The following is a 19,450-nucleotide window of genomic DNA, read 5'->3' as shown; positions in this document are numbered from 1 at the left end:
TCTTCGTAGCCGAAGCAATGCGAAGAGTGATCGTCTAGATGCGCAGAATGCAGACGGCCGCGAGCAGTCCTCGCCCGGCGGGTCCGGGGAAACGGCTTCGAACGTCGAGCGCGTCGCGAGCGCGTGAGACTACGTCCGAGCCACCCCAGGCGCCGAGCCTGCCGCCGAGCAACCGGGCCAGTACGAAGACCGCACCGGCGGCGAGTACGGCAAGGCAGAGGTTAAGCAGGGCGTGACTGTCCTGCTCTGGTAGCGGATCAGAAAGGGGCTCCATGACACTCGCCGGAGCTGCGCCTTCCATCCCCGCGCTCACGTGGGTCTGGCTGGTCGCGGTTTCGTGAGAGTTCGACATGACGCTGTGCATGCCGAGCACCGCGAGAATGAGCACGCACAGCAGCAGCCACTGTGGCACTTCGCTGCGCGTGGTCATCACGTCGATCAGGATAGCGAGATGCCGGGACCGTACCGCTGGTGCCTCAACCGCCTGCTGTGAGGCAACAACTCTGGGGATCCGCGCCTACGCGACGGCGGGCTCGGCGGCCAGCCTGTGGCTACGGTGCAGCAGGTGCAGCAGGTGCAGCAGGTGCAGCAGGTGCAGCGCGAGCACGCAGCCCGCTCCGATGAGGGTCAACCCGGCCCACAGGAGCTGCGGCAGACCGGCCTGACGTGCGAGGTCGAACAGGGTGCCGGTGAAGAGGTCGCCCAACATGATGCCGATGCCGACCACGGTGTTGTAGAAGCCGTAGTGCGTAGCGACAAGGTGGTTGTCAGCCAGCCGCACGACGGTGTCCATCTCGAACGGGGCACGGCGACCGTGCCGAGCGCGAGCACGGCGGCAGACAGCAGAACTGCCGCGCCCGCCGCCACCCAGCCGAACGGGGTCTCGTCCGGTACCAGCAGCAGCGGCACGAACCCTACGGACAGCAGCGTCATCCCGACGACGATGCTGCGCCCGGTGCCCCAGCGCTTGCTGAGCCACGCGGTCACCCTGAGCTGGCCTGCGATCGCGACCGCACCGGACACGACGAACAGCGACGTGACCAGCGCGGTGCTACCCGAATCGGAGCCCATGATCGCTCGTGCCTGTAGCGGCAGCGCCAGGTAGATCTGGAACGACAGCACATACGACCCGATCATCGCCAGTGCGAAGAGCAGGAACCGCCGGCTGCCGGCGACGATCGTGGTCAGCCGACGATGCGTCGGGCGCCGCTCAGGTGCCCGTCACCCTCCATCGACCGCACATCGACGAGTTGCCCCTCCGTCGGCGCGTCGACCATCTTGCCTTCACCGACATACATCCCGACGTGGTGGATGGCGCTGGGGTCGCCAGTCCCGTCGTCGTAGAACAGCAGGTCGCCGGGCAGCAGCGCGTCGAGCGAAACAGGTTTGCCCGCACCCCACTGTTGTCGGCTGGTGCGGGGGATCGTGATGCCCGCCTGCGCGTAGGACCACGAGGTGAGCCCTGAGCAGTCGAACTCGTTCGGTCCGGTGGCGCCCCACTCGTACTCGGAACCACGGCGGGACAGCGCGGCCTGTAGTGCGTCGTTGGCCGCGCCGGGAGGGCCGAGGTAACTGCCGGTGTCCTGGACCGTCCCCAGCGTGGCCCGTTCGGTGGAGCTGAGGTCGTCCAGCGCCGACCGAACCTGCTCGATCTGCGCGTCCAACTTGGCCTTACGTTCCTCGATGGCACGCACAGCACGTTCGGCCTCGGCTGTGGCCGCTCGGGCTCGTTGCCTTGCTTGCGCCGCTTCGGCTCGGGCGGCATCGGCCCGATCCCTGATGCCGCTGAGCCGGCTGAGGGTCTCGGCGTTGTTGTTGGCGAGTACGCCCAGCGCTGACATCTTGTCCAGGAACTCCTGGCTGGACTCGTTGGTCAGTATCGCCGACCACCGCGCGATGCGGCCGTTGCGAAGGCTGGCGGCGGCGAGGTTGTCGGCTTCGTCCCGAAACGCCGCCTCCGCGTCCTGCGCCTGCCGCAGTGCCCGATTTGCCTTGGCCAGCGCGGCATTGGCCTCGTCCAGTGCCTGCTGCCGGCGTGCCAGCCCATCCTCGGCTTCGGACAGGTCTTCCTCGGCATCGGCTGCCTGCGCCCCGAGTTCCTGGTAGCGCTCCATGGCATCCGACGTGCCGTCCTGTGGTTGAGCACTGGCTTGAAACGGGGCCAGGGCGATCGTCAGCGCCATCGCGGTTACAGCGGTCCTGGTGGCGGCGCTGCGGCGTGGGTACGCAGTCACGAGTGCTGAATCTCCTTGTGGTGTCGGCGTCTCTCGCAGGACCGCCCCGCCGGTCCGCGGTCACGGTAGAGTAACGTCGCCGATCTTGTCCACTATGAAACCTAGTACTAATCTAGATCGGAGAAACGTGATGAACTGAATCGCCAAGGACGCGACCGGGACGCCTTGGCCGCCGCTGAGCTACCTCGCTGGTCCGGTCGGTACCCGAGCCGCTCGACGGTCCTGTCCGAACGGGATCCGTGGCGGCACGTTCTTCGGCTGTGAAATGCTTCGGAGGCGGTGTTCTTGCGTCGGCTAATCGCGGTGTCCTCTCCATGGTCGTGATGTCGGCGGGGTGCGTTTCGGTGAGCGCGAGTGTGGCCTCGGTCGTTGGCTGGTGGCTGCGCTTCGTCGCGGGCGATCGCGGCGACCGTGCCGGGCATGCGGTCCGGCACATCAGGACACCCCTGCCCCGGTGAGTTCCCACGCGAACCGGTCCGGGTCGGTGAACGGCTCGGTGGCCACTCCGATGGTGATGCGGTGCGAATCCGGTGCCCTCGGTGGGCATCGCGGCGTCCCTGGCCAGGGCACGGCGTCGGTACAGGGCGAGCTTGACGGAGCTGGAACCGGTGGCGAACTCGGCGTACACGCGGCCGAAGCTCTTCGCCGCGGTGAGCCCCCTTTCGACGTAGAACTGCTTGCTCGCCGCCACTCCCAGCAGCAGCACGATGCTGTCGAACCGCCTGGTTGCCGCTGCCCTTCGACGACGCCGCCGCTGAGCACTACGCCGAGATCGTGCTGCGTCGGCAGCGAGAGGGCCGGCCCATGAGCACGGCTGACGCGCAGCTCGCCGCGATCTGCCGCCGCCACGCCACGGCACCGGCCACGCGTAACGTGGAGGACTTCACGGGCACCGAGTGCGATTGATCAATCCGTGGCAGCCCGGCACCGTACCGCCGAGAATTCTTGACATTTGACCTGCCCGATCGGGTAGGTGGCCGCCGCCGGGCCGAACGGTGTCCGACCGGGCAGGGGAGAGGTACCTTGGAGCGCGCCGACGCGAGGAAGCGGGGTGGGCCACCTGTGGTACGACTGACCGACCTTCCACGGTCACCGGGAGCCGCGACCGGATTAGCGCTCGCCGCGAGACCGGCGCCTGCCCGAACGCAGGGGCCGAGGCGGGAACTGGTCGCACCCGACGACGAACTGCTCGGGCCGCAGGAGCCGACCCCCACCAGCGGAGCACGGGCCTGCGACCTCGCCAAGTTCCACATCCCCGAGGTGGTGTTCGGCGCGGGCGCGCTGGCCGAACTCGGGCACGCGGCGCGGCGGGTCGGTGCGCGACGGCCGTTCCTGGTCACCGACCCCGGCATCATCGAGGCAGGCTGGGTGGCGGAGGCACAGGGCCACCTGCGCCTGGCCGGGCTGGCACCGGTGACCTGGCACGGCGTCACCCCCAACCCCAAGGACCACGAGGTCACCGACGCCTACCAGCACTACATCGACAGCGGCGCGGACGTGATCGTCGCGGTCGGTGGAGGGTCGTGCATCGACGCCGCGAAGGGGGTGGCCATCCTGGCGGGCAACGGCGGCACGATCCTCGGCTACGCGGGCGTCGACAGGGTCGTGCAGCCGATCCCTCCGCTGGTCATGGCGCCGTCGACATCGGGAACGGGCGCGGACGTGTCGCAGTTCGCCGTGATCACCGATACCACCGAACACACCAAGATCACGATCATCAGCAGGGCGCTGGTGCCCGACATCTCGATCATCGACCCGCGACTGCTGATCACGATGCCGGACGAGCTGAACGCCGCGACCGGGCTGGACGCGCTGACCCACGCGATCGAGTCCTTCACCTCGCGGGCACACAACCCGCTGACCGACCAGCACGCGCTGCACTCGGCCCGCCTCATCACGGGACACCTGCTGGAGACCATGCTACGGCCGAGAGCGGCCGCGCCACGCACGGCGATGGCGCAGGCGGCGCTGCAGGCCGGGATGGCCTTCACCAACGCGATCCTCGGCATCACCCACCCCGCCATGAGCCACCAGGTCGGCGGGCTGCTCGACATCCCGCACGGCGTACTCAACGGGGTCCTGTTGCCGCACGCCATCCGGTTCAACGCGGCGGTGGAGCCGCAGCGGTACGTGCCACTCGCCGCGGCGATCGGGATCGACACCGCCAACGGCAGGCCCGGCGCCGAGGTCGCCGACGAGTTGGCCGCTCACGTCCGGCAACTCGCCGACACCGTCGGGGTACCGCGTGGGCTGTCGAAGCTCGGCGTGAGCGAGACCGACATTCCAACACTGGCGCGTAACACGCTCAAGGACGCGTGTCTGGCGACCAACCCGCGGGAGGCCGACGTCGTCGAGATCGAGGCGTTGTTGCGGCGGGCGATGTAGGGGCTGGTGTCGTGACATCGGCGCAGAGCGCGGGAAACGGGCGAGGTGCGGCATACATCGGCGCTTTGACCGGGGTGCGCTCCGGCAAGCGGTCGTTCTACCCCGAGTACGTCCGTTCCTCGCAACGGTTGGAACGCGCCATCGGCGCGCTCGACCGGATATCCCGCGCGCTCGTTCGCACCGCCGAGGGGCCGAGCGCGCTCGTCGAGGCGGTGGTGCGGGCGGCCGCGGACCACCTGCACGCAGACTGGCTGCTGTTCGCCATCGCCGACGGCGTGCTGCCCGCCGCAAGACCGAGGTTCCTGCTGCTGGCCCGAGGACGGTTACTCGACAACGAGGATGCCATCCCGGCGCACGCTCGTGCCGCGCTGGAGGTGCTGCGGTCCCGGCCGTGGGAGGCCGAGCGTCCCGTGGCCGACGAGGTGCGGGTGGCGATGACCCTGGACGGGGAGCCCGTCGGTGGGATCGCCGGCCGTCCGGGGCCCGACATCGAGCCTGCCGAGACCGACCTGGCCGTGCTTCGGGTACTCGCAAACCAGGCCGCCGTCGCGCTGCACAACTCGTTCCTGCTGCACGCGACCATGCGGCTGCGTGGCCGCACCGAGCGGCTTTCCGAGGAAGCCGCGCAACAGGCACGGGACCTCGCCGCGCGCAGCGCGGAGTTGCAGAGCACGCAGCAACGGCTGATCGGTGCGATGCAGCGGCAGGCACTTGACGACGAGCGGCACCGGATCGCGCGGGAACTGCACGACAGCGTCACCCAGGAGGTGCTGTCGGCGGGGATGACGATCGAGATCTGCCGCGCTGAGCTGGCCGAAGCGGGCCCCGCGTTCGCCGGGATCGCCGGGCGGCTCTGCGATGCCAAGGACCTCACCCGGCATGCCGTGGAGCGGCTCCGCGCCGCGATCTACGCGCTGCACAACACCGCTGAGGAATCCCCGGGTTCGCTGCCCACGCTGCTGAAGCGGCTGTCCACTGTCCACCTTCCGACGGACCTGACCGTGACCGTGCGCGTTTCCGGGGATCCCGTGCCGCTACCGGGTGAGGCCGAGCATGCGGTCATCCGGATCACCGGCGAGGCCCTGTTCAACACGGCGATGCACACCAACGCGAGCAGGGCGCTCGTCCGGTTGCGCTACCGCGGCGACCGGCTCGTTCTGTCCGTTTCGGACGACGGCGACGGCGATCCGGCCCAGCTTCGCCGTAGCCTGCGGCTGACTTCGGCCACCGACCTCGCGGGCTGCCACCGCGGCCTCGCGAACATGCGCGCACGCGCGGAGCAACTCGGTGGCAGCCTTGCCATCCGCAAGTCCCGGATCGGCGGGATCATGCTAGTGGTGGAGATGCCGCTTCCCGTGGCGGCAGAGGGAGAGAGTGGTCGATGAAGGGTGCGACGGATGCCGCGGTGCAGCCGCAGCAGCGAGGAGAACTGAGGATCGTTCTGGTGGACGACCACCCCGTGGTCCGGCAGGGTCTGCGGTTCATCCTGGATCGAGAGCACGACATGAGTGTGGTCGGGGAGGCCAGCAGTGCGGCCGAGGCGCGCGCGGTGGTGGAGCGCAGTCGTCCCGACATCGTGCTGCTGGACCTGAAACTGTCCACCGGCTCGGAGACCGAGGGACTCGACGTGTGTACCGAGCTGACAACCCGGTTTCCGGAACTGGGCGTGCTGGTGCTGACGACGTTCCTCGACGACGCCCTTGTCGTCGAAGCCATCCACCGCGGTGCTCGCGGCTACGTCATCAAGGATGTGGACACCAGCGGGCTGCTTTCCTCGATCCGTGCCGTGGCACGCGACGAGAGCGCCTTCGATTCCCGCTCGGCCTCGGCCATGGTGCGCTCGATCAGGACGGTTCCGGCCGACCCACCACTCACCGAACGGGAACGCGGCGTGCTGGAGCTGCTCGCGCACGGGCTGTCCAACAAGGACATCGGGGGCAGGTTGTTCATCTCCGAGACGACGGCGAAGTTCCACGTCCGCAACATCATGCGCAAGCTGGATGCGTCCAGCCGGACGGAGGCCGTCTTCGAAGCGAGCAAGCTGGGACTGATCTGAGTACGGGCCGGCCCGCCAGCGCCGCCGCTCGCCTCATCGCCGCACGGCCTGGGCGCCCGTTTCGTCAGCCATCCTCGACAGGCCGGACAGGTCCCGAACCACCCGGATCCGGTCACAGTGCTCGGCATACAGTGGCAGGTCACACCGGCCGAGCTGCCACGAGTAGCGCGGCTCCGGCGTCAGCCAGACCGTTTCCCTCGCCCGCCTGGTGAGCTCGGCGAACCCGGACAGGTTGGGGTCGTTGCCGTTGCCCCTGCCGTCGCCGAGTACCAGTATCGTGGTGCGGCGGGTGACCGCGGAGGCGTGCTCGGCCAGAAACTCGCCGATGACGGCGCCGTAGTCGGAGTTGGCGTCGACGTCGAGCAACGAGCCCGCGAGGATCGTCCGCAGGGCTTGCTCGGGAGGGGCCTCGGCGAACAGCTCAGTCACCTCGGCAACCTGCGCGACGAAGGCGAACGAACGCACCTGAGCGAACAGGTTCTGCAGACCGTGCACGACATGCAGCGTGAACCACGCCGTGGCTCGCACCGACAGGCTCACGTCGGCCAGCACGACCAGTCGTGGCCGGTCCTCGATCCGACGCATCGTGACCGGGCGGAACGGCACGGCGTCGTAGCCCATGTTCGTGCGCATGGTGCGGCCGGCGTCGATCCGGCCTCGCGCACCCGCCTTTCGCCTCGGGTTGAGCGCGCCGCGGAACGTGCGGGCCAGCCGCCGCAACGATTCCTCGAGCTCGGCACGATCCCGCTCGGCCGAGCCGTCGATGTCGGACTGCTCGCGCTCGCGCTGTTCCACCAGTGTGGTCTCCAGCTCCAGCAGCTTCTCGACGTGCCGCTTGAGTGCCGCAGGCAGGTTCTCCAGCACCCCCGCCAGCCGCCCGCGCAACCCGGCGGCATCGTCTTCGTCACCGAATCCGTCCTCCGCTGCCGAGGAGTCGAGCCAGCGCAACAGCCTGTCCTGTTCAGCGAGAGTCAGCTCGGCGTCGATGTGGGTCTGGCTGCTTCCGGCCAGCCGCCCCGGCGCGCCCGCACCGTGCAGGCGGGAGGTCTCCAGCCGCACCCGGTAGTCGGCGTCAGCGGCGCCCGCCTCCTCCTGGGAAAAGACGATCTCCTCGGTCAACGCGGACATGTCGATCTTGTTGGCCTCCTGGTGCAGGTTGTACCGCTGCGCCAGGTCGTCGGAGTCGAAGTAGTCGCGGATATCCGACGGCTTGCCGTGTTCGTGACCCTGTTCGGGGGTGCGGCCGGGCTCCTCGGACAGCGTGAACCGCTCCAGCTCCCCGGTATCGGCGAGGTCGTCATGCCCATGACCGTGGCCGTGCCCGTGCCGTTCAGTCCCGACGCGTACCAGGCCGAAGAACGCGTCGAAGACCTCGTCGAAGGCGGGCTCGTCGCGGTGGTCCTTCACCAGCGCCACCCGCAGCGCCGCCCGCAGCAGTTCCCGTTCGGCCAACACCCCCGGCTGCGCCGCGGCGTGGATGGCGTCCAGGATCTCCGGAACCGAGATTCGAATCCCCCGCAGCCGCAGCAGGCGGGTGAACCGGTGGATGGACGAGTCCATCTGCGACCTACCTAGAACGCTCGTCGCCGGGCGAAGGACCGGCTGCCCTGGTCTGAGCCGACCGGCTTCGGCGTGAACCCGCCGCTCCTGCCCGCGCTCGGGCTGCCGTAGTAGCCGTCGTCGAACCGGCCGGGTTCATCCTTGGCGGCACGTACCTCGTGACCCTCGAGTTCATGGCCGTGCCCGTGGCCGTGCCCGTGGCCGTTGGAGAGCGAATCCGGAATCTCGGCGTTGGGATCGACCAGCCGGGGCAGCGCGTCCAGCGCCTTGGCCAAGTCCTTCTCGTACTTGACGACCACCGATACCGTGTCGGCCAGCACCGGAGCGGACAGCTCAGCCACGCCGAGGACGGCGAGCGTGCGGGCCCAGTCGATGGTCTCGGAGATGCTCGGCGCCTTGCGTAGATCGAGGTGACGCAGACCGCGAACCACCTCGACGAGCTGCCGGGCCGCCGCCTCGGCCAGTCCGGTTTCCTTGCTACGCACGATCTCCAGTTCCCGGTCGGCCAGCGGATAGTCCAGGAACAGATGTAGACAGCGGCGTTTGAGCGCGGCAGCGAGGTCACGGGTGTTGTTCGACGTCAGCACCACGTACGGTCGCCGCGCCGAACTGAACGTGCCGATCTCGGGAATCGACACCTGATACTCGCCGAGCATCTCCAGCAGCACGGCTTCCAGCGCCTCGTCGGCTCTGTCGATCTCGTCCACGAGCAGTACCACCGGCTCCGGCGAGCACACCGCTTCCAGCAGCGGTCTGCGAGCCAGAAAGCGCTCGGAGAAGAACGCGCTCTCCTGCGCCGCGATCCGGTCGACGGCTTCGGACAGATCGGCCGTGTCCTCGACGATCTGGCCGATCTTGTCACGCAACAGCTGGGTGTAGAGCAACTGCTTGCCGTAGTCCCACTCGTACAACGCCTTGGTCTCGTCCTGCCCCTCGTAGCACTGCAACCGCAGCAACCTGCGCCCCGTCGCGGCGGCGAGCACCTTCGCCAGCTCGGTCTTTCCGACACCGGCGGGACCCTCCAACAGCAGTGGTTTCTCCAGCCTGGTCAGCAGAAAGACGGTGGTCGCCAACCGGGTGTCGGTGAGATAGCCCTGCTCGGCCAGCGCGGTCACCACCTGATCCACCGAGTCGAACGGGGGAGTACCGGCGGACATCGTGCTCCTTTCCTACCGCGGTGCGGGGTGGCGGCGCGGCCCCCTGGACGGCGCCGCCACCCTGCGGGGAGTGGTGGTGCGTCGGCTAGCTGAGCAGGTCGTCCAGGTCGCCGGTGAGGCAGTGCTCCACCACCGGGCGGACGGTCTCGAACGTGCACTCCTTCGCGTTGCCCGGCGTGCAGGCGTCACCGAGCACGTGCCTGGTGATCCGGTCGGTGTCCTCGGCGCCGCCCTTGATCTCCTTGGTCTTCTCGTAGAACTTGGTCGGGCCGGTGCCGAGCCGGTTCTTGGAGTAGGTGTCCTGCCTGACGTCGACGAACCGCTCGGGAATGCCGACATCACGCAGCAGCCGGATCGCCGCGGCCAGCGCCGCGTCGGCGGCTCGCACATCGGTCATGCCGTGGGTGTCCACACCCATCGCCCGCGCGATCTCCGCGAACCGCCGGTACGCGACGGGCATGTTGAAGGCCCACACCCTCGGCAGCGCGATCGCGTTGTTCAGCCCGTGGTGGGTGTCGTAGAAGGCACTCACGGCGTGAGAGATCGAGTGGATGATTCCCAGCCCGCCGGAGTTGAACGCCTGCGCGGCGATGTACTGCGCGTACATCATGCCCTCCCTGCCGGACAGGTCGAGCGGGTTCCACGTCGCCTGACGCAGGTGTTCGGCGGTGAGCTTGATGGCGTGCAGCGCGTTGCCCAGCGACGGCTCGAAGTTCAGCCGGGACACGTAGGGTTCGGAGGCGTGCGCGAGCACGTCGAAGCCGCACTGCGCGGTGTAGTCGATCGGGCAGTCGTAGTACAGCACGGGATCGTCGACGGCCAGCGTCGTGACCGAGGTGTCGTCGAAGGCCACGTACTTGTGCGGGTTGTCCGGATCGGTGGTGGTGTCGGTGATGACATAGGCCCACGAGGTCTCCGAGCCGGTACCGGCCGTTGTGGACACCGCGATGTGCGGCGGGTTCTTGGGATTCTCCGACTTGTTGAAGCCCTCGAACTCGTTGACGTTCCTGCCGTCGTGCGCCACGGAGATCCGCGCGCCCTTGCACGCGTCGTGCGAGGAGCCGCCGCCGATGGAGACGAAGCTGTCGCACTTGTTCTCCTGGTACAGCGCCACCGCGTCCATGACGTTGTAGTCCTTGGGGTTGGACTCCACCTTGTCGTAGAGCACCACCTCGAGCCCGTGGTACTTCATCGACTCGGTGATCTTGTGCACGATGTCCGACCCGCGCAGCCCGCTTGTCATCACCAGCGTCCGCTTGAACCCGAGCTTGAGTGCCTCCGGCCCGATCAGCTCGTGCGCGCCGGGGCCGAGCAGGGCGCGGGGGAACGGGTGGAACTCCTTGATCGGAAACGGTTTGAGTAGCTCGTCGACCTGCATGGCAGTGTGATCCTCTCTCCGCGCTGAGCTGGTTGCCGCGACGCTAACGGGGTGAAACCACGGCCCGGAACGCCTTCGCCCGCATTCCGTCCGACCGGGACACCAGGTCCGCACGGCAGGTCAGCCCGTCACCTGTCCGAACGGAGGGCTGCCGTCGTGGACACAAAAAAGGCGGGGCCGGACACCTGGTCCGGCCCCGCCACGGGCGGGCGCGTTGTCGATCATCCACCTGGGTCGCAGCCCCTGGTCGGTGGGGCTTGCGACAGCACGGCCATCTCCTCGCCGGTGAGCAACCGTGAGCGGATCAGGAAGCGCACGCCCTCTGGGGCCTCCAGTGAGAACCCACTTCCCCTTCCCGTGACGACGTCCACGGTCAGGTGCGTGTGTTTCCAGTACTCGTACTGGTCGAGGCTCATCCAGAACGGCGTGTCGCCGCCGACGTGGCCGAGCAGCACATCGGCGGCACCCACCTTGAAGTCGCCGCGCGGGTAGCACATGGGAGCACTGCCGTCGCAGCACCCGCCGGACTGGTGGAACAGCACCGGGCCGTGCGCCTCGACCAACCGCCGGAGCACGGCAAGTGCCGCGCCGGTCATGGCGACTCTCCCGATCGGTTCCGGGCCTGCCATGTCAGAAGAACCCCAGCTTGCTCGGCGAGTAGCTGACCAGCAGGTTCTTCGTCTGCTGGTAGTGCTCCAGCATCATCTTGTGGTTCTCGCGCCCGATGCCGGACTTCTTGTAGCCACCGAAAGCCGCATGAGCGGGGTAGGCGTGGTAACAGTTCGTCCATACCCGACCGGCCTGGATACCCCTGCCGAGCCGGTAGGCGGTGTTCATGTCCCGGGTCCACACACCGGCGCCCAGGCCGTACAGCGTGTCATTGGCGATCTTGAGAGCCTCGTCGACCGAGTCGAAGCTGGTGACCGACACCACCGGCCCGAAGATCTCCTCCTGGAAGACCCGCATGTCGTTGCTGCCTTCGAAGATGGTCGGCTCGATGTAGTAGCCACCGGGCAGGCCGTCGACCTTCCGAGGCCCGCCACCGGTGAGCACCCCTGCGCCCTCCCGCTTGCCGATGTCGATGTAGGACAGGATCTTCTCGTACTGGTCGTTGCTGGCCTGCGCGCCGAGCATGGTGGCGTCGTCCAGCGGGTTCCCGCCCCGGATGGCCTCCGTCCGCTCGACACAGCGTGCCAGGAAGTCGTCGTAGATCGAGGAGTGGATCAGCGCACGCGAAGGGCAGGTGCACACCTCGCCCTGGTTCAGTGCGAACATCACGAAACCCTCGACGGCCTTGTCAAGGAACTCGTCGTCGGCGGCGAGCACGTCGGGCAGGAAGATGTTGGGGCTCTTGCCACCCAGCTCCAGCGTGACCGGGATGATGTTCTCGCTGGCGTACTGCATGATGAGGCGTCCGGTAGTGGTCTCACCGGTGAACGCCACCTTCGCCACCCTCGGACTGGACGCGAGCGGCTTGCCCGCCTCGACGCCGAACCCGTTGACAACGTTGAGAACCCCGGGTGGCAACAGGTCGGCGATGAGTTCGACGACCTTCAGGATCGACACCGGGGTCTGCTCGGCGGGTTTGAGCACCACAGCGTTGCCCGCCGCGAGTGCGGGCGCGAGCTTCCACGCCGCCATCAGGATGGGGAAGTTCCAGGGGATGATCTGCCCGACGACGCCGAGCGGCTCGTGGAAGTGGTAGGCGACCGTGTCGGCGTCGATCTCGGCGATGCCGCCTTCCTGCGCCCGCACGGCGCCCGCGAAGTAGCGGAAGTGGTCCATGGCCAGCGGGAGGTCGGCGGCGAGTGTCTCGCGGACGGGTTTGCCGTTCTCCCAGGTTTCGGCGACGGCGAGCGATTCGAGGTTGTCCTCGATGCGGTCGGCGATCTTGCCGAGGATGTTCGCGCGCTCCGCCACGGAGGTGGCGGCCCACTTTCCCGCCGCGCGGTGCGCCGCGTCGAGAGCGAGATCGATGTCCGCGGCGGAGGAACGTGCCACCTGGGTGAAGACCTGGCCGTCCACGGGGGAGGGGTTGTCGAAGTAGCGCTGTTGCACAGGCGCCACCCAGTCGCCCGCGATGAAGTTGTCGTAGCGGTCGGCGAAGCTCACGGAGCTACCGGGGGTGCCTGGTTTCGCGTAGATCATGCGTCGCTCCTCGTCGAGTCGTGAGTGCGTGCGGCCGCCTCGCGGCCGTGGCGGTGCTCACGGTGGCGCAGCGAGGTTGGCGAAAGGTTGGCTCGGCGAGCTCAGTCGAGCAGCGCGGTGTGCAGGCGGGCGGCCGCGACGGCTCGGCGGGGGTCGTCGGGTTGCAGCAGCGCGAGGGCGTGCTCGTGAACCTCCACGTCGTACGGCGCGACCTCGCCGTAGCGCAGCGCGTGCTCGGCACACCGGTCGGCGAGCACCGCGGTACGCGTACTCACCTCCAGGTACTCCCGCCACCGCACGATGCCGGGAGCCTCCGACTCGGGCAGCAGCGGACCCCGGTACAAGCCGACGGCCTTGGCCGTGTCACCCGCTCGCAGTGCTTCGAGCAGCTCGACGGCGTCGCAGGAAAGCGGCACGGTGAGCGCGTAACGCCTACTGGCGATCTCGCCGCCGACGGCCCGGCGCAGGTGGGAAACCTCGGCCTTCAGCGTGGTGGCCCCGAGGCAGCGGTCGCCGTACAGCACCTCGCGCAGCCGCTGCGGCGTGAAGCCGTCGGGCTCGAGCGCGAGCAGTGTGAGGATCTCCAGTTGCCTCGGCCGCAGCCTCGCCGGGACACCCGCCCGCGACAGCTCCCCGCCGCCGAGGCAGGTCAGCCGCACGCCCGCGGTGCCCGCCGAGGTGAGTGTGCCACGCAGCCGGGTCTCGATCGTCGTCACGAGCGTGCGCACCGTCGACAACGCCAGCGGGTGTGCCCGGTCCCACGTCGTGGACAGGTCGAGCACGCCCAGCCTCCTGCCCTGGGGGTCGCGGATCGGCGCGCAGTAGCACACCCAACCGTGCAACGCCGCGACGAGGTGTTCGGCGGAGAACACCGTGCTCGGGCGTCCGGTACGCAGCGCGAGTGACAGCGCGTTGGTACCCATGTTCGGTTCGTCCCAGCGCCCACCGGGGGCGAAGTTGACCCGCTCCGCGCGCCGCCGCATCACCCGCCCGCCGTAGGACCACAGGATGGTGCCGTCGGTGTCGGTGACCGCGGCGACGAAGCCCGCGTCGTCGGCGATGGACCGAAGCTCGTCGGCCAGGTCCGTGACGGGCGCGCGCAGCGGCGAGTCCGCCCAGCGCGGACCGACGTCCCCGCTGTCCGTGGTAGGTGCGCTCTCGCGACCGGGGTCCACGGTCACCAGCGATCGACGCCACGACTGGAGCACCTCGTCGCGGAGCGCGGGCGCGGTGCCCGCGATCTCCTCGCGGGTCGAACCGCGTGGTACCCACCGTGTCCATTCGCGTTCCAGTGCTGTCCTGGTGCCGCGGAGGGTGCCGTGCGCGGCGACGTGACGCCCTGCCATCGAGCGAACCTCGCTGTTCTGGGGTGTTCTCGGGTCCGTGGTCAGCCGACGATGATGACCCACGATCGCGTATCGGTGCCACTGCCTGGTTGGACAGTCTTCGCGGCCGCGGCGCGCCGATCGGGTGTTCTCACAGCGTCGCCCGCTTGGATGTGAGGGTTTCTTCACCATCCGGCAACGTGATCTCACCGGCCGGTTACCTGAGGTCATAGCGCGGAAACAGGGCCTCCGTAGGTTGCCCGCTATCGAATACGACGGCGGATACCGAGCTGTATACGCGGTTCTCGTTCGTGCGCTGTCCGGCATCCGCGCCCGCCTGTCGGTGCGCCGACCCAGCATGAAAGGCCTGCCCATGAAGTTGTCCTCAGCAGTACGAACGGCCGCGGCGGCGATAGCGCTCAGCCTCGTCCTCGCATCGTGCGGTAGCCGCGCGGGCGATCCGTCGGCGGCGGGTGCCACCAGTTGCGTGGACACTTCGGGCGACGAGATCAAGGTCGGCTCGCTGAACTCGCTCTCCGGCACGATGGCGATCAGCGAGGTGACCGTCCGGGACTCGATCAAACTAGCGGTCAAGGAGATCAACGCCGACGGCGGTGTGCTCGGCATGCGGCTCAGGATCGTCGCGGAGGACGGGGCCTCCGAGCCGACCGTGTTCGCGGAGAAGGCCGGGAAGCTGATCCGCGACGACTGCGTCGCGGCCGTCTTCGGCGGCTGGACCTCGGCCAGCAGGAAGGCGATGCTTCCGGTGTTCGAGGACAACAACGCGCTGCTGTACTACCCCGTGCAGTACGAAGGGCTCGAGTCGTCGGAGAACATCTTCTACTCCGGCGCCACCACCAACCAGCAGATCGTTCCCGCGCTCGACTACCTGCGAGAGCGGGGCGTCAAGTCGTTGTTCCTCCTCGGCAGCGACTACGTGTTCCCGCGCACCGCGAACGAGGTCATCAAGGCCTACGCGAAGGCGAACGGTATCGAGATCAAGGGCGAGGAGTACACCCCGCTGGGCTCCACCGACTTCTCGACGATCGGCAACAAGATCCGCAAGGCCGACGCGGACGCGGTGTTCAACACCCTCAACGGCGACTCCAATGTGGCGTTCTTCCGCGAGTACAGCAACGTCGGCCTGTCCGCGAAGGACATGCCGGTGATGTCGGTGTCCATCGCAGAGGAGGAGATCGGCGGCATCGGCGTCAAGAACATCGAGGGCCAGCTGGTGTCGTGGAACTACTACCAGACACTCGATTCCGCCGACAACTCGGCATTCGTGGCGGCGTTCAAGGAGGAGTACGGCGCCAAGCGAGTCACCTCCGACGCCATGGAGGCCGCCTACACCTCCGTGTACCTGTGGAAGGCCAGTGCGGAGAAGGCGAAGTCATTCGATGTGGACGATGTCAGGAAGGCGGCGGCGGGCGTGAGCTTCGACGCGCCCGAGGGAACCGTGACGATCGACGGCGAGAACAACCACATCAGCAAGACGGCACGGATCGGTGAGATCCGCTCCGACGGCCTCATCTACACGGTGTGGGAGTCCGACGGCCCCATCAAGCCCGACCCGTACCTGAAGTCCTACGACTGGGCCGAGGGCTTGGCCCGGTAGTCGATGGGGAGTTCGCCGGAACCGGAACAGAGGGAGAGCCTCTCATGGACGTCGTCATCGGACAGTTGCTCACCGGTATGAGCACCGGCTCGATCCTGCTGCTCGCCGCGCTGGGACTGTCGCTGGTGTTCGGCCAGATGGGCGTGATCAACATGGCTCACGGCGAGTTCATCATGGCGGGCTCCTACACGGCGTTCGTCACGCAGCAGGTGCTGGGCACCGCGGGCGTGTCACTCCCGGTCGCGCTCGTGACCGGATTCGCCGTCGGCGGCCTGCTGGGGGTGGCTCTGGAGGCCACCCTCATCAGGCGGCTTTACCACCGGCCGCTGGACACCCTGCTGGTGACCTTCGGTGTCGGAATGGTGCTGCAGCAACTCGCCCGTGACGTCTTCGGTGCGCCCGCGGTGAACGTGACGGCACCACAGTGGCTCGTCGGTGGCGTCGAGCTGTTCGGGACCGTGGTGCCGAAGACCAGGGTGTTCATCCTGGTGCTCGCCACGTTGTGCGTGCTGGCCCTCACCGCCGTGCTGCGCTACACAGCCATGGGGCGACGGATCCGCGCCGTCGTGGGCAACCGCGACCTGGCCGAGACCGCGGGCATCTCGAGCAGGCGCACCGACCTCACCACGTTCTTCATCGGCTCCGGGCTGGCGGGGGTGGCCGGTGTCGCGCTGACTCTCATCGGCTCCACCAGCCCGACCACCGGCCAAAGCTACGTGATCGATGCGTTCCTCGTGGTGGTCGCGGGCGGGCTCGGACAGCTAAAGGGCGCCGTTATCGCGGCGTTCGCGCTCGGCAGCCTGCAGTCCTTCTTCGAGTACTCGACAACGGCGAGCCTGGCCAAGGTCGGTGTGTTCCTGGTGATCGTCATCTTCCTACAGCTTCGACCGCAAGGACTGTTCAGCCTCAAGACAAGGAGCCTTGCGTGACCACCTTCCGCTCGGCGGTCACCACCGCCCACGCTTGGGGTAGCCCGTCGCGATGGCGTGCACTGGCGGGATTCGCGCTGGCCGCCGCGATGCTGTTCGGGCTGGCACCCGCGGTGCTCAGCGAGTTTCGGTTGAACCTGCTCGCCAAGTTCCTCTGCTACGCCATCGTGGCGGTCGGCATCGGGCTGGCCTGGGGTCGCGGCGGGATGCTGACCCTGGGCCAGGGCGTCTTCTTCGGACTCGGCGCCTACCTGATGGCGATGCACCTGAAGCTCGCCGATGCCGAACTGCGCGACGGGCCCGGCAGCGTTCCGGTGTTCCTACAGATCGCCGGGTTCACTGAGGTTCCCGGTTGGTGGGCGCCGCTGGCGTCACCCGTGGTGACACTGCTCGCCATCCTGGTGTTGCCCGCGTTGGTCGCGGTGTTGCTCGGGCTCGTCATCTTCAAGCGTCGCGTCAAGGGAGCGTACTTCGCGATCCTGAGCCAGGCGCTCGCCGCCGCGTTCGCGATCCTGCTCGTCGGGCAGCAGAGCGTCGGCGGCAGCAACGGCCTGAGCAGCTTCCATTCCTTCTTCGGGTTCGCGCTCAACGACCCGGTCAACATGCGGATGTTGTTCTTCATCGCCGCAGGCACGCTGCTGGCCGTGGTGCTCTTCGCGTGGCAGTTGACGCGAAGCCGTTACGGGGAACTGCTTGTGGCGGTGCGCGACCAGGAGGAGCGTGTGCGGTTCCTCGGCTACGACCCGGCCAACATCAAGGTGGCCGCCTACGCGGTCGCCGCCGCGTTCGCGGGGATCGCGGGTGCGCTGTTCGTGCCCGTCGTCGGGATCGTCTCACCCGCCGACGTCGGCGTCCTTCCCTCCATCGCGTTCCTGATCGGCGTCGCGATCGGCGGCAGGGAGACGTTGCTGGGACCGGTGATCGGTGCGATCGCGGTGGCGTGGGCACAGACGACCCTTTCCGAGCAGTTCCCTTCGATGTGGACCTACGCCCAGGGCCTGCTGTTCATCGCGGTTGTCGGGTTCCTTCCCGGCGGGCTGGCTTCGATCGTCGCCGTGCTGAAGCGACGAAGCGGGACGGTGACGAAACCGGGGGTGCGGCATGCGACGGCACCGGAGGAGGCAACGGCATGACAACCACTGACGGTCACGAACCACCGGTGGCGGGAAGTGCCCGCAGGACAGACCAACCCGTTTTCGGCGGCAACCGGGGAATGGGCACCGAATACCTCGAAATCACCGACCTGACGGTGACCTTCGACGGGTTCACCGCCGTCGACAGGGTCAACCTGACCCTGCTACAGGGTGATCTGCGATTCCTGATCGGACCCAACGGCGCCGGGAAAACCACTCTTGTCGACGCGGTGACCGGGCTGGTACCAGCCACCGGCTCGGTGCGGAAGTCCGGTACCGAACTGATCGGCAAGAAGGCGCAGCAGATCGCCAGGCTCGGCGTCGGCCGCACCTTCCAGACGGCGACGGTGTTCGAACGGCTCAGTGTGCTGCAGAACCTTGACATCGCCGCGGGCGCCCACCGGTCACCGCTGAAGCTGCTGCGGCGCCGCCGCACGGTGGAACCGCCAGTGGCGCAGGCACTGGAGACCGTCGGGCTCGCCGAACTGGCCCACCGGCAGGCGGGGACTCTGGCGCACGGCCAGAAGCAGTGGCTGGAGATCGGCATGCTGCTGGTGCAAAACGCCGACGTGCTGCTGCTTGACGAACCGGTCGCGGGCATGAGCCACGACGAACGCGCTACCACGGGCGAGCTGTTGCGGCGGATCGGTGCCGATCGCACCGTGGTCGTTGTCGAGCACGACATGGACTTCATGCGCGACTTCGCCACGTCGGTGACCGTGCTGCACGGGGGCAAGGTGCTGGCCGAGGGCACCGTCGCGCAGGTGCAGGCCGACCCCCGCGTGCAGGAGGTCTACCTCGGTACCCCCGGAATGGCAGGAGCGGCCGATGCTTGAACTGATCAACGTCCACACCGGATACGGGCGCACCGAAGTGGTTCGTGACGTCAGCATCGCGGTCCCCGCCGATGCAGTGGTCGCAGTGATGGGCCACAACGGGGCTGGCAAGACCACGCTGCTGCGCGCGGCGGTCGGTCTGCTGAACGTCACAAGGGGCCGGGTGGTGTTCGACGGCGAGGATCTCACCCGGATGCGCCCGGCCGCCCGGGTAGCGCGGGGACTGGGCTACGTGCCGCAGGGCCAGCAGTGTTTCGGCCAGCTCACCACCATGGAGAACCTGCGTGTCGTCGCGGACGGGCGCCGCCGCGGCAGGGAGCTGATCGCGGAGTCACTCGACCTGTTTCCAGCGCTGACCGGGCTGCTCGACCGCAGGGCAGGTCTGCTTTCGGGCGGGCAGCGGCAGCAGCTGGCGATCGCTCGCGCGCTGCTGACCGAGCCCAGGATGCTGATCCTGGACGAGCCCACCGAAGGCATCCAGCCAACGGTGGTGTCCGAGATCGAGCAGACCGTCACCGATCTCACCCGGCGAGGCGGCCTTGGCGTGCTCATGGTCGAGCAGCACATCGGGTTCGCGCTACGCGCCGCCTCCCGCTACTACGTGCTCGAGTCCGGCCGGATCGCGGATACCGGAGAAGGCGGCCTCGGTGCGGAACGCGCGGCGCGCGAGGCGATGGCGATCTGAGGAAGT

At 68.1% G+C, this 19,450-nt stretch carries 18 protein-coding genes and 1 pseudogene; 9 read left to right on the top strand and 10 right to left on the bottom strand.

Annotation, left to right across the window (positions count from 1 at the left end; translation table 11 throughout):
- Window positions 1-34: 34 nt before the first annotated feature.
- The 4 genes and pseudogenes from FHU38_RS14615 to FHU38_RS27410 all read right to left on the bottom strand — a co-directional run.
- Entirely contained in the window at window positions 35-433 is a 399-nt protein-coding gene (locus tag FHU38_RS14615; protein WP_208415678.1) for a hypothetical protein, read from the bottom strand.
- 84 nt (window positions 434-517) lie between these two features.
- A complete protein-coding gene (locus FHU38_RS27415; protein ID WP_243852256.1) occupies window positions 518-793 on the bottom strand; it encodes a hypothetical protein in 276 nt (91 codons plus the stop codon).
- A 391-nt stretch (window positions 794-1,184) separates the two neighbouring features.
- Window positions 1,185-2,234, bottom strand: a complete 1,050-nt coding sequence (locus FHU38_RS14605; protein WP_313886781.1) for a C40 family peptidase — start codon at window positions 2,232-2,234, stop codon at window positions 1,185-1,187.
- A 435-nt stretch (window positions 2,235-2,669) separates the two neighbouring features.
- Window positions 2,670-2,964 (bottom strand): annotated as a pseudogene (locus FHU38_RS27410) (glyoxalase); the annotation flags it as partial.
- Here FHU38_RS27410 and FHU38_RS14595 point away from each other — a divergent pair.
- The 4 genes from FHU38_RS14595 to FHU38_RS14580 all read left to right on the top strand — a co-directional run bounded on the left by FHU38_RS14595 (window position 2,961) and on the right by FHU38_RS14580 (window position 6,675).
- On the top strand, window positions 2,961-3,140 hold the full coding sequence (locus FHU38_RS14595; protein ID WP_167165479.1) for a type II toxin-antitoxin system VapC family toxin: 180 nt from the start codon (window positions 2,961-2,963) through the stop codon (window positions 3,138-3,140). The pseudogene FHU38_RS27410 and the gene FHU38_RS14595 overlap by 4 nt on opposite strands.
- A 156-nt stretch (window positions 3,141-3,296) precedes the next feature.
- Complete coding sequence (locus FHU38_RS14590) at window positions 3,297-4,619, top strand: iron-containing alcohol dehydrogenase (protein ID WP_167171582.1); 1,323 nt, start codon at window positions 3,297-3,299, stop codon at window positions 4,617-4,619.
- 11 nt (window positions 4,620-4,630) lie between these two features.
- A complete protein-coding gene (locus FHU38_RS14585; protein ID WP_167171579.1) occupies window positions 4,631-6,004 on the top strand; it encodes a MadS family sensor histidine kinase in 1,374 nt (457 codons plus the stop codon).
- Window positions 6,001-6,675 (top strand): MadR family response regulator transcription factor, encoded by a 675-nt coding sequence (locus FHU38_RS14580; protein ID WP_167171576.1) that lies wholly within the window; start codon window positions 6,001-6,003, stop codon window positions 6,673-6,675. The genes FHU38_RS14585 and FHU38_RS14580 overlap by 4 nt, the downstream gene beginning before the upstream one ends.
- A 33-nt stretch (window positions 6,676-6,708) precedes the next feature.
- Here the strand turns inward: FHU38_RS14580 and FHU38_RS14575 are convergent, their stop codons facing one another.
- The 6 genes from FHU38_RS14575 to FHU38_RS14550 all read right to left on the bottom strand — a co-directional run bounded on the left by FHU38_RS14575 (window position 6,709) and on the right by FHU38_RS14550 (window position 14,264).
- Window positions 6,709-8,235 carry a VWA domain-containing protein gene (locus tag FHU38_RS14575; RefSeq protein WP_167171573.1) on the bottom strand — a complete coding sequence of 509 codons (1,527 nt, stop codon included), beginning with the start codon at window positions 8,233-8,235 and terminating at the stop codon, window positions 6,709-6,711.
- Window positions 8,236-8,246: 11 nt separating this feature from the next.
- Window positions 8,247-9,392, bottom strand: a complete 1,146-nt coding sequence (locus tag FHU38_RS14570; protein ID WP_167171570.1) for an AAA family ATPase — start codon at window positions 9,390-9,392, stop codon at window positions 8,247-8,249.
- An 85-nt stretch (window positions 9,393-9,477) separates the two neighbouring features.
- A complete protein-coding gene (mdo, locus tag FHU38_RS14565) occupies window positions 9,478-10,770 on the bottom strand; it encodes an NDMA-dependent methanol dehydrogenase (RefSeq protein ID WP_167171567.1) in 1,293 nt (430 codons plus the stop codon).
- A 221-nt stretch (window positions 10,771-10,991) separates the two neighbouring features.
- Complete coding sequence (locus FHU38_RS14560) at window positions 10,992-11,366, bottom strand: DUF779 domain-containing protein (protein ID WP_243852255.1); 375 nt, start codon at window positions 11,364-11,366, stop codon at window positions 10,992-10,994.
- 34 nt (window positions 11,367-11,400) lie between these two features.
- Complete coding sequence (adh, locus tag FHU38_RS14555; protein ID WP_167171561.1) at window positions 11,401-12,918, bottom strand: aldehyde dehydrogenase; 1,518 nt, start codon at window positions 12,916-12,918, stop codon at window positions 11,401-11,403.
- Between the two features lie 101 nt (window positions 12,919-13,019).
- A complete protein-coding gene (locus FHU38_RS14550) occupies window positions 13,020-14,264 on the bottom strand; it encodes a helix-turn-helix domain-containing protein (RefSeq protein WP_167171558.1) in 1,245 nt (414 codons plus the stop codon).
- A gap of 352 nt (window positions 14,265-14,616) precedes the next feature.
- Here FHU38_RS14550 and urtA point away from each other — a divergent pair, with 352 nt between their 5' ends.
- The 5 genes from urtA to urtE are packed head-to-tail and all read left to right on the top strand — an operon-like array spanning window position 14,617 to window position 19,444.
- Window positions 14,617-15,861: an urea ABC transporter substrate-binding protein gene (gene urtA / locus FHU38_RS14545; protein ID WP_208415676.1), complete on the top strand. Its 1,245-nt coding sequence runs from the start codon at window positions 14,617-14,619 to the stop codon at window positions 15,859-15,861.
- 44 nt (window positions 15,862-15,905) lie between these two features.
- A complete protein-coding gene (urtB, locus tag FHU38_RS14540; protein WP_167171553.1) occupies window positions 15,906-16,790 on the top strand; it encodes an urea ABC transporter permease subunit UrtB in 885 nt (294 codons plus the stop codon).
- On the top strand, window positions 16,787-17,923 hold the full coding sequence (gene urtC, locus FHU38_RS14535) for an urea ABC transporter permease subunit UrtC (RefSeq protein WP_313886780.1): 1,137 nt from the start codon (window positions 16,787-16,789) through the stop codon (window positions 17,921-17,923). The genes urtB and urtC overlap by 4 nt, the downstream gene beginning before the upstream one ends.
- Window positions 17,920-18,759, top strand: coding sequence for an urea ABC transporter ATP-binding protein UrtD (gene urtD / locus FHU38_RS14530; protein WP_167171550.1), 840 nt, complete (start codon window positions 17,920-17,922; stop codon window positions 18,757-18,759). Before urtC ends, urtD begins: the two co-directional genes overlap by 4 nt.
- Window positions 18,752-19,444 carry an urea ABC transporter ATP-binding subunit UrtE gene (gene urtE / locus FHU38_RS14525; RefSeq protein WP_167171546.1) on the top strand — a complete coding sequence of 231 codons (693 nt, stop codon included), beginning with the start codon at window positions 18,752-18,754 and terminating at the stop codon, window positions 19,442-19,444. The genes urtD and urtE overlap by 8 nt, the downstream gene beginning before the upstream one ends.
- The last annotated feature ends 6 nt before the right edge of the window (window positions 19,445-19,450 follow it).

Origin of the sequence: Saccharomonospora amisosensis (assembly GCF_011761185.1) — a bacterium.
Classification (GTDB): Bacteria; Actinomycetota; Actinomycetes; order Mycobacteriales; family Pseudonocardiaceae; genus Saccharomonospora_A; species Saccharomonospora_A amisosensis.
The sequence above is the reverse complement of the archived record's forward strand: the minus strand, read 5'-3'. Positions and strand labels throughout refer to the sequence as shown.

Coding starts and splice junctions, on each gene's coding strand:
- urtD (WP_167171550.1), top strand. CDS start 17,920: ATGACAACCACTGACGGTCACGAACCACCGGTGGCGGGAAGTGCCCGC.
- FHU38_RS14575 (WP_167171573.1), bottom strand. CDS start 8,235: ATGGACTCGTCCATCCACCGGTTCACCCGCCTGCTGCGGCTGCGGGGG.
- FHU38_RS14570 (WP_167171570.1), bottom strand. CDS start 9,392: ATGTCCGCCGGTACTCCCCCGTTCGACTCGGTGGATCAGGTGGTGACC.
- urtA (WP_208415676.1), top strand. CDS start 14,617: ATGAAGTTGTCCTCAGCAGTACGAACGGCCGCGGCGGCGATAGCGCTC.
- FHU38_RS14550 (WP_167171558.1), bottom strand. CDS start 14,264: ATGGCAGGGCGTCACGTCGCCGCGCACGGCACCCTCCGCGGCACCAGG.
- urtB (WP_167171553.1), top strand. CDS start 15,906: ATGGACGTCGTCATCGGACAGTTGCTCACCGGTATGAGCACCGGCTCG.
- mdo (WP_167171567.1), bottom strand. CDS start 10,770: ATGCAGGTCGACGAGCTACTCAAACCGTTTCCGATCAAGGAGTTCCAC.
- adh (WP_167171561.1), bottom strand. CDS start 12,918: ATGATCTACGCGAAACCAGGCACCCCCGGTAGCTCCGTGAGCTTCGCC.
- FHU38_RS14580 (WP_167171576.1), top strand. CDS start 6,001: ATGAAGGGTGCGACGGATGCCGCGGTGCAGCCGCAGCAGCGAGGAGAA.
- urtE (WP_167171546.1), top strand. CDS start 18,752: ATGCTTGAACTGATCAACGTCCACACCGGATACGGGCGCACCGAAGTG.
- FHU38_RS14560 (WP_243852255.1), bottom strand. CDS start 11,366: ATGACCGGCGCGGCACTTGCCGTGCTCCGGCGGTTGGTCGAGGCGCAC.
- FHU38_RS27415 (WP_243852256.1), bottom strand. CDS start 793: ATGGACACCGTCGTGCGGCTGGCTGACAACCACCTTGTCGCTACGCAC.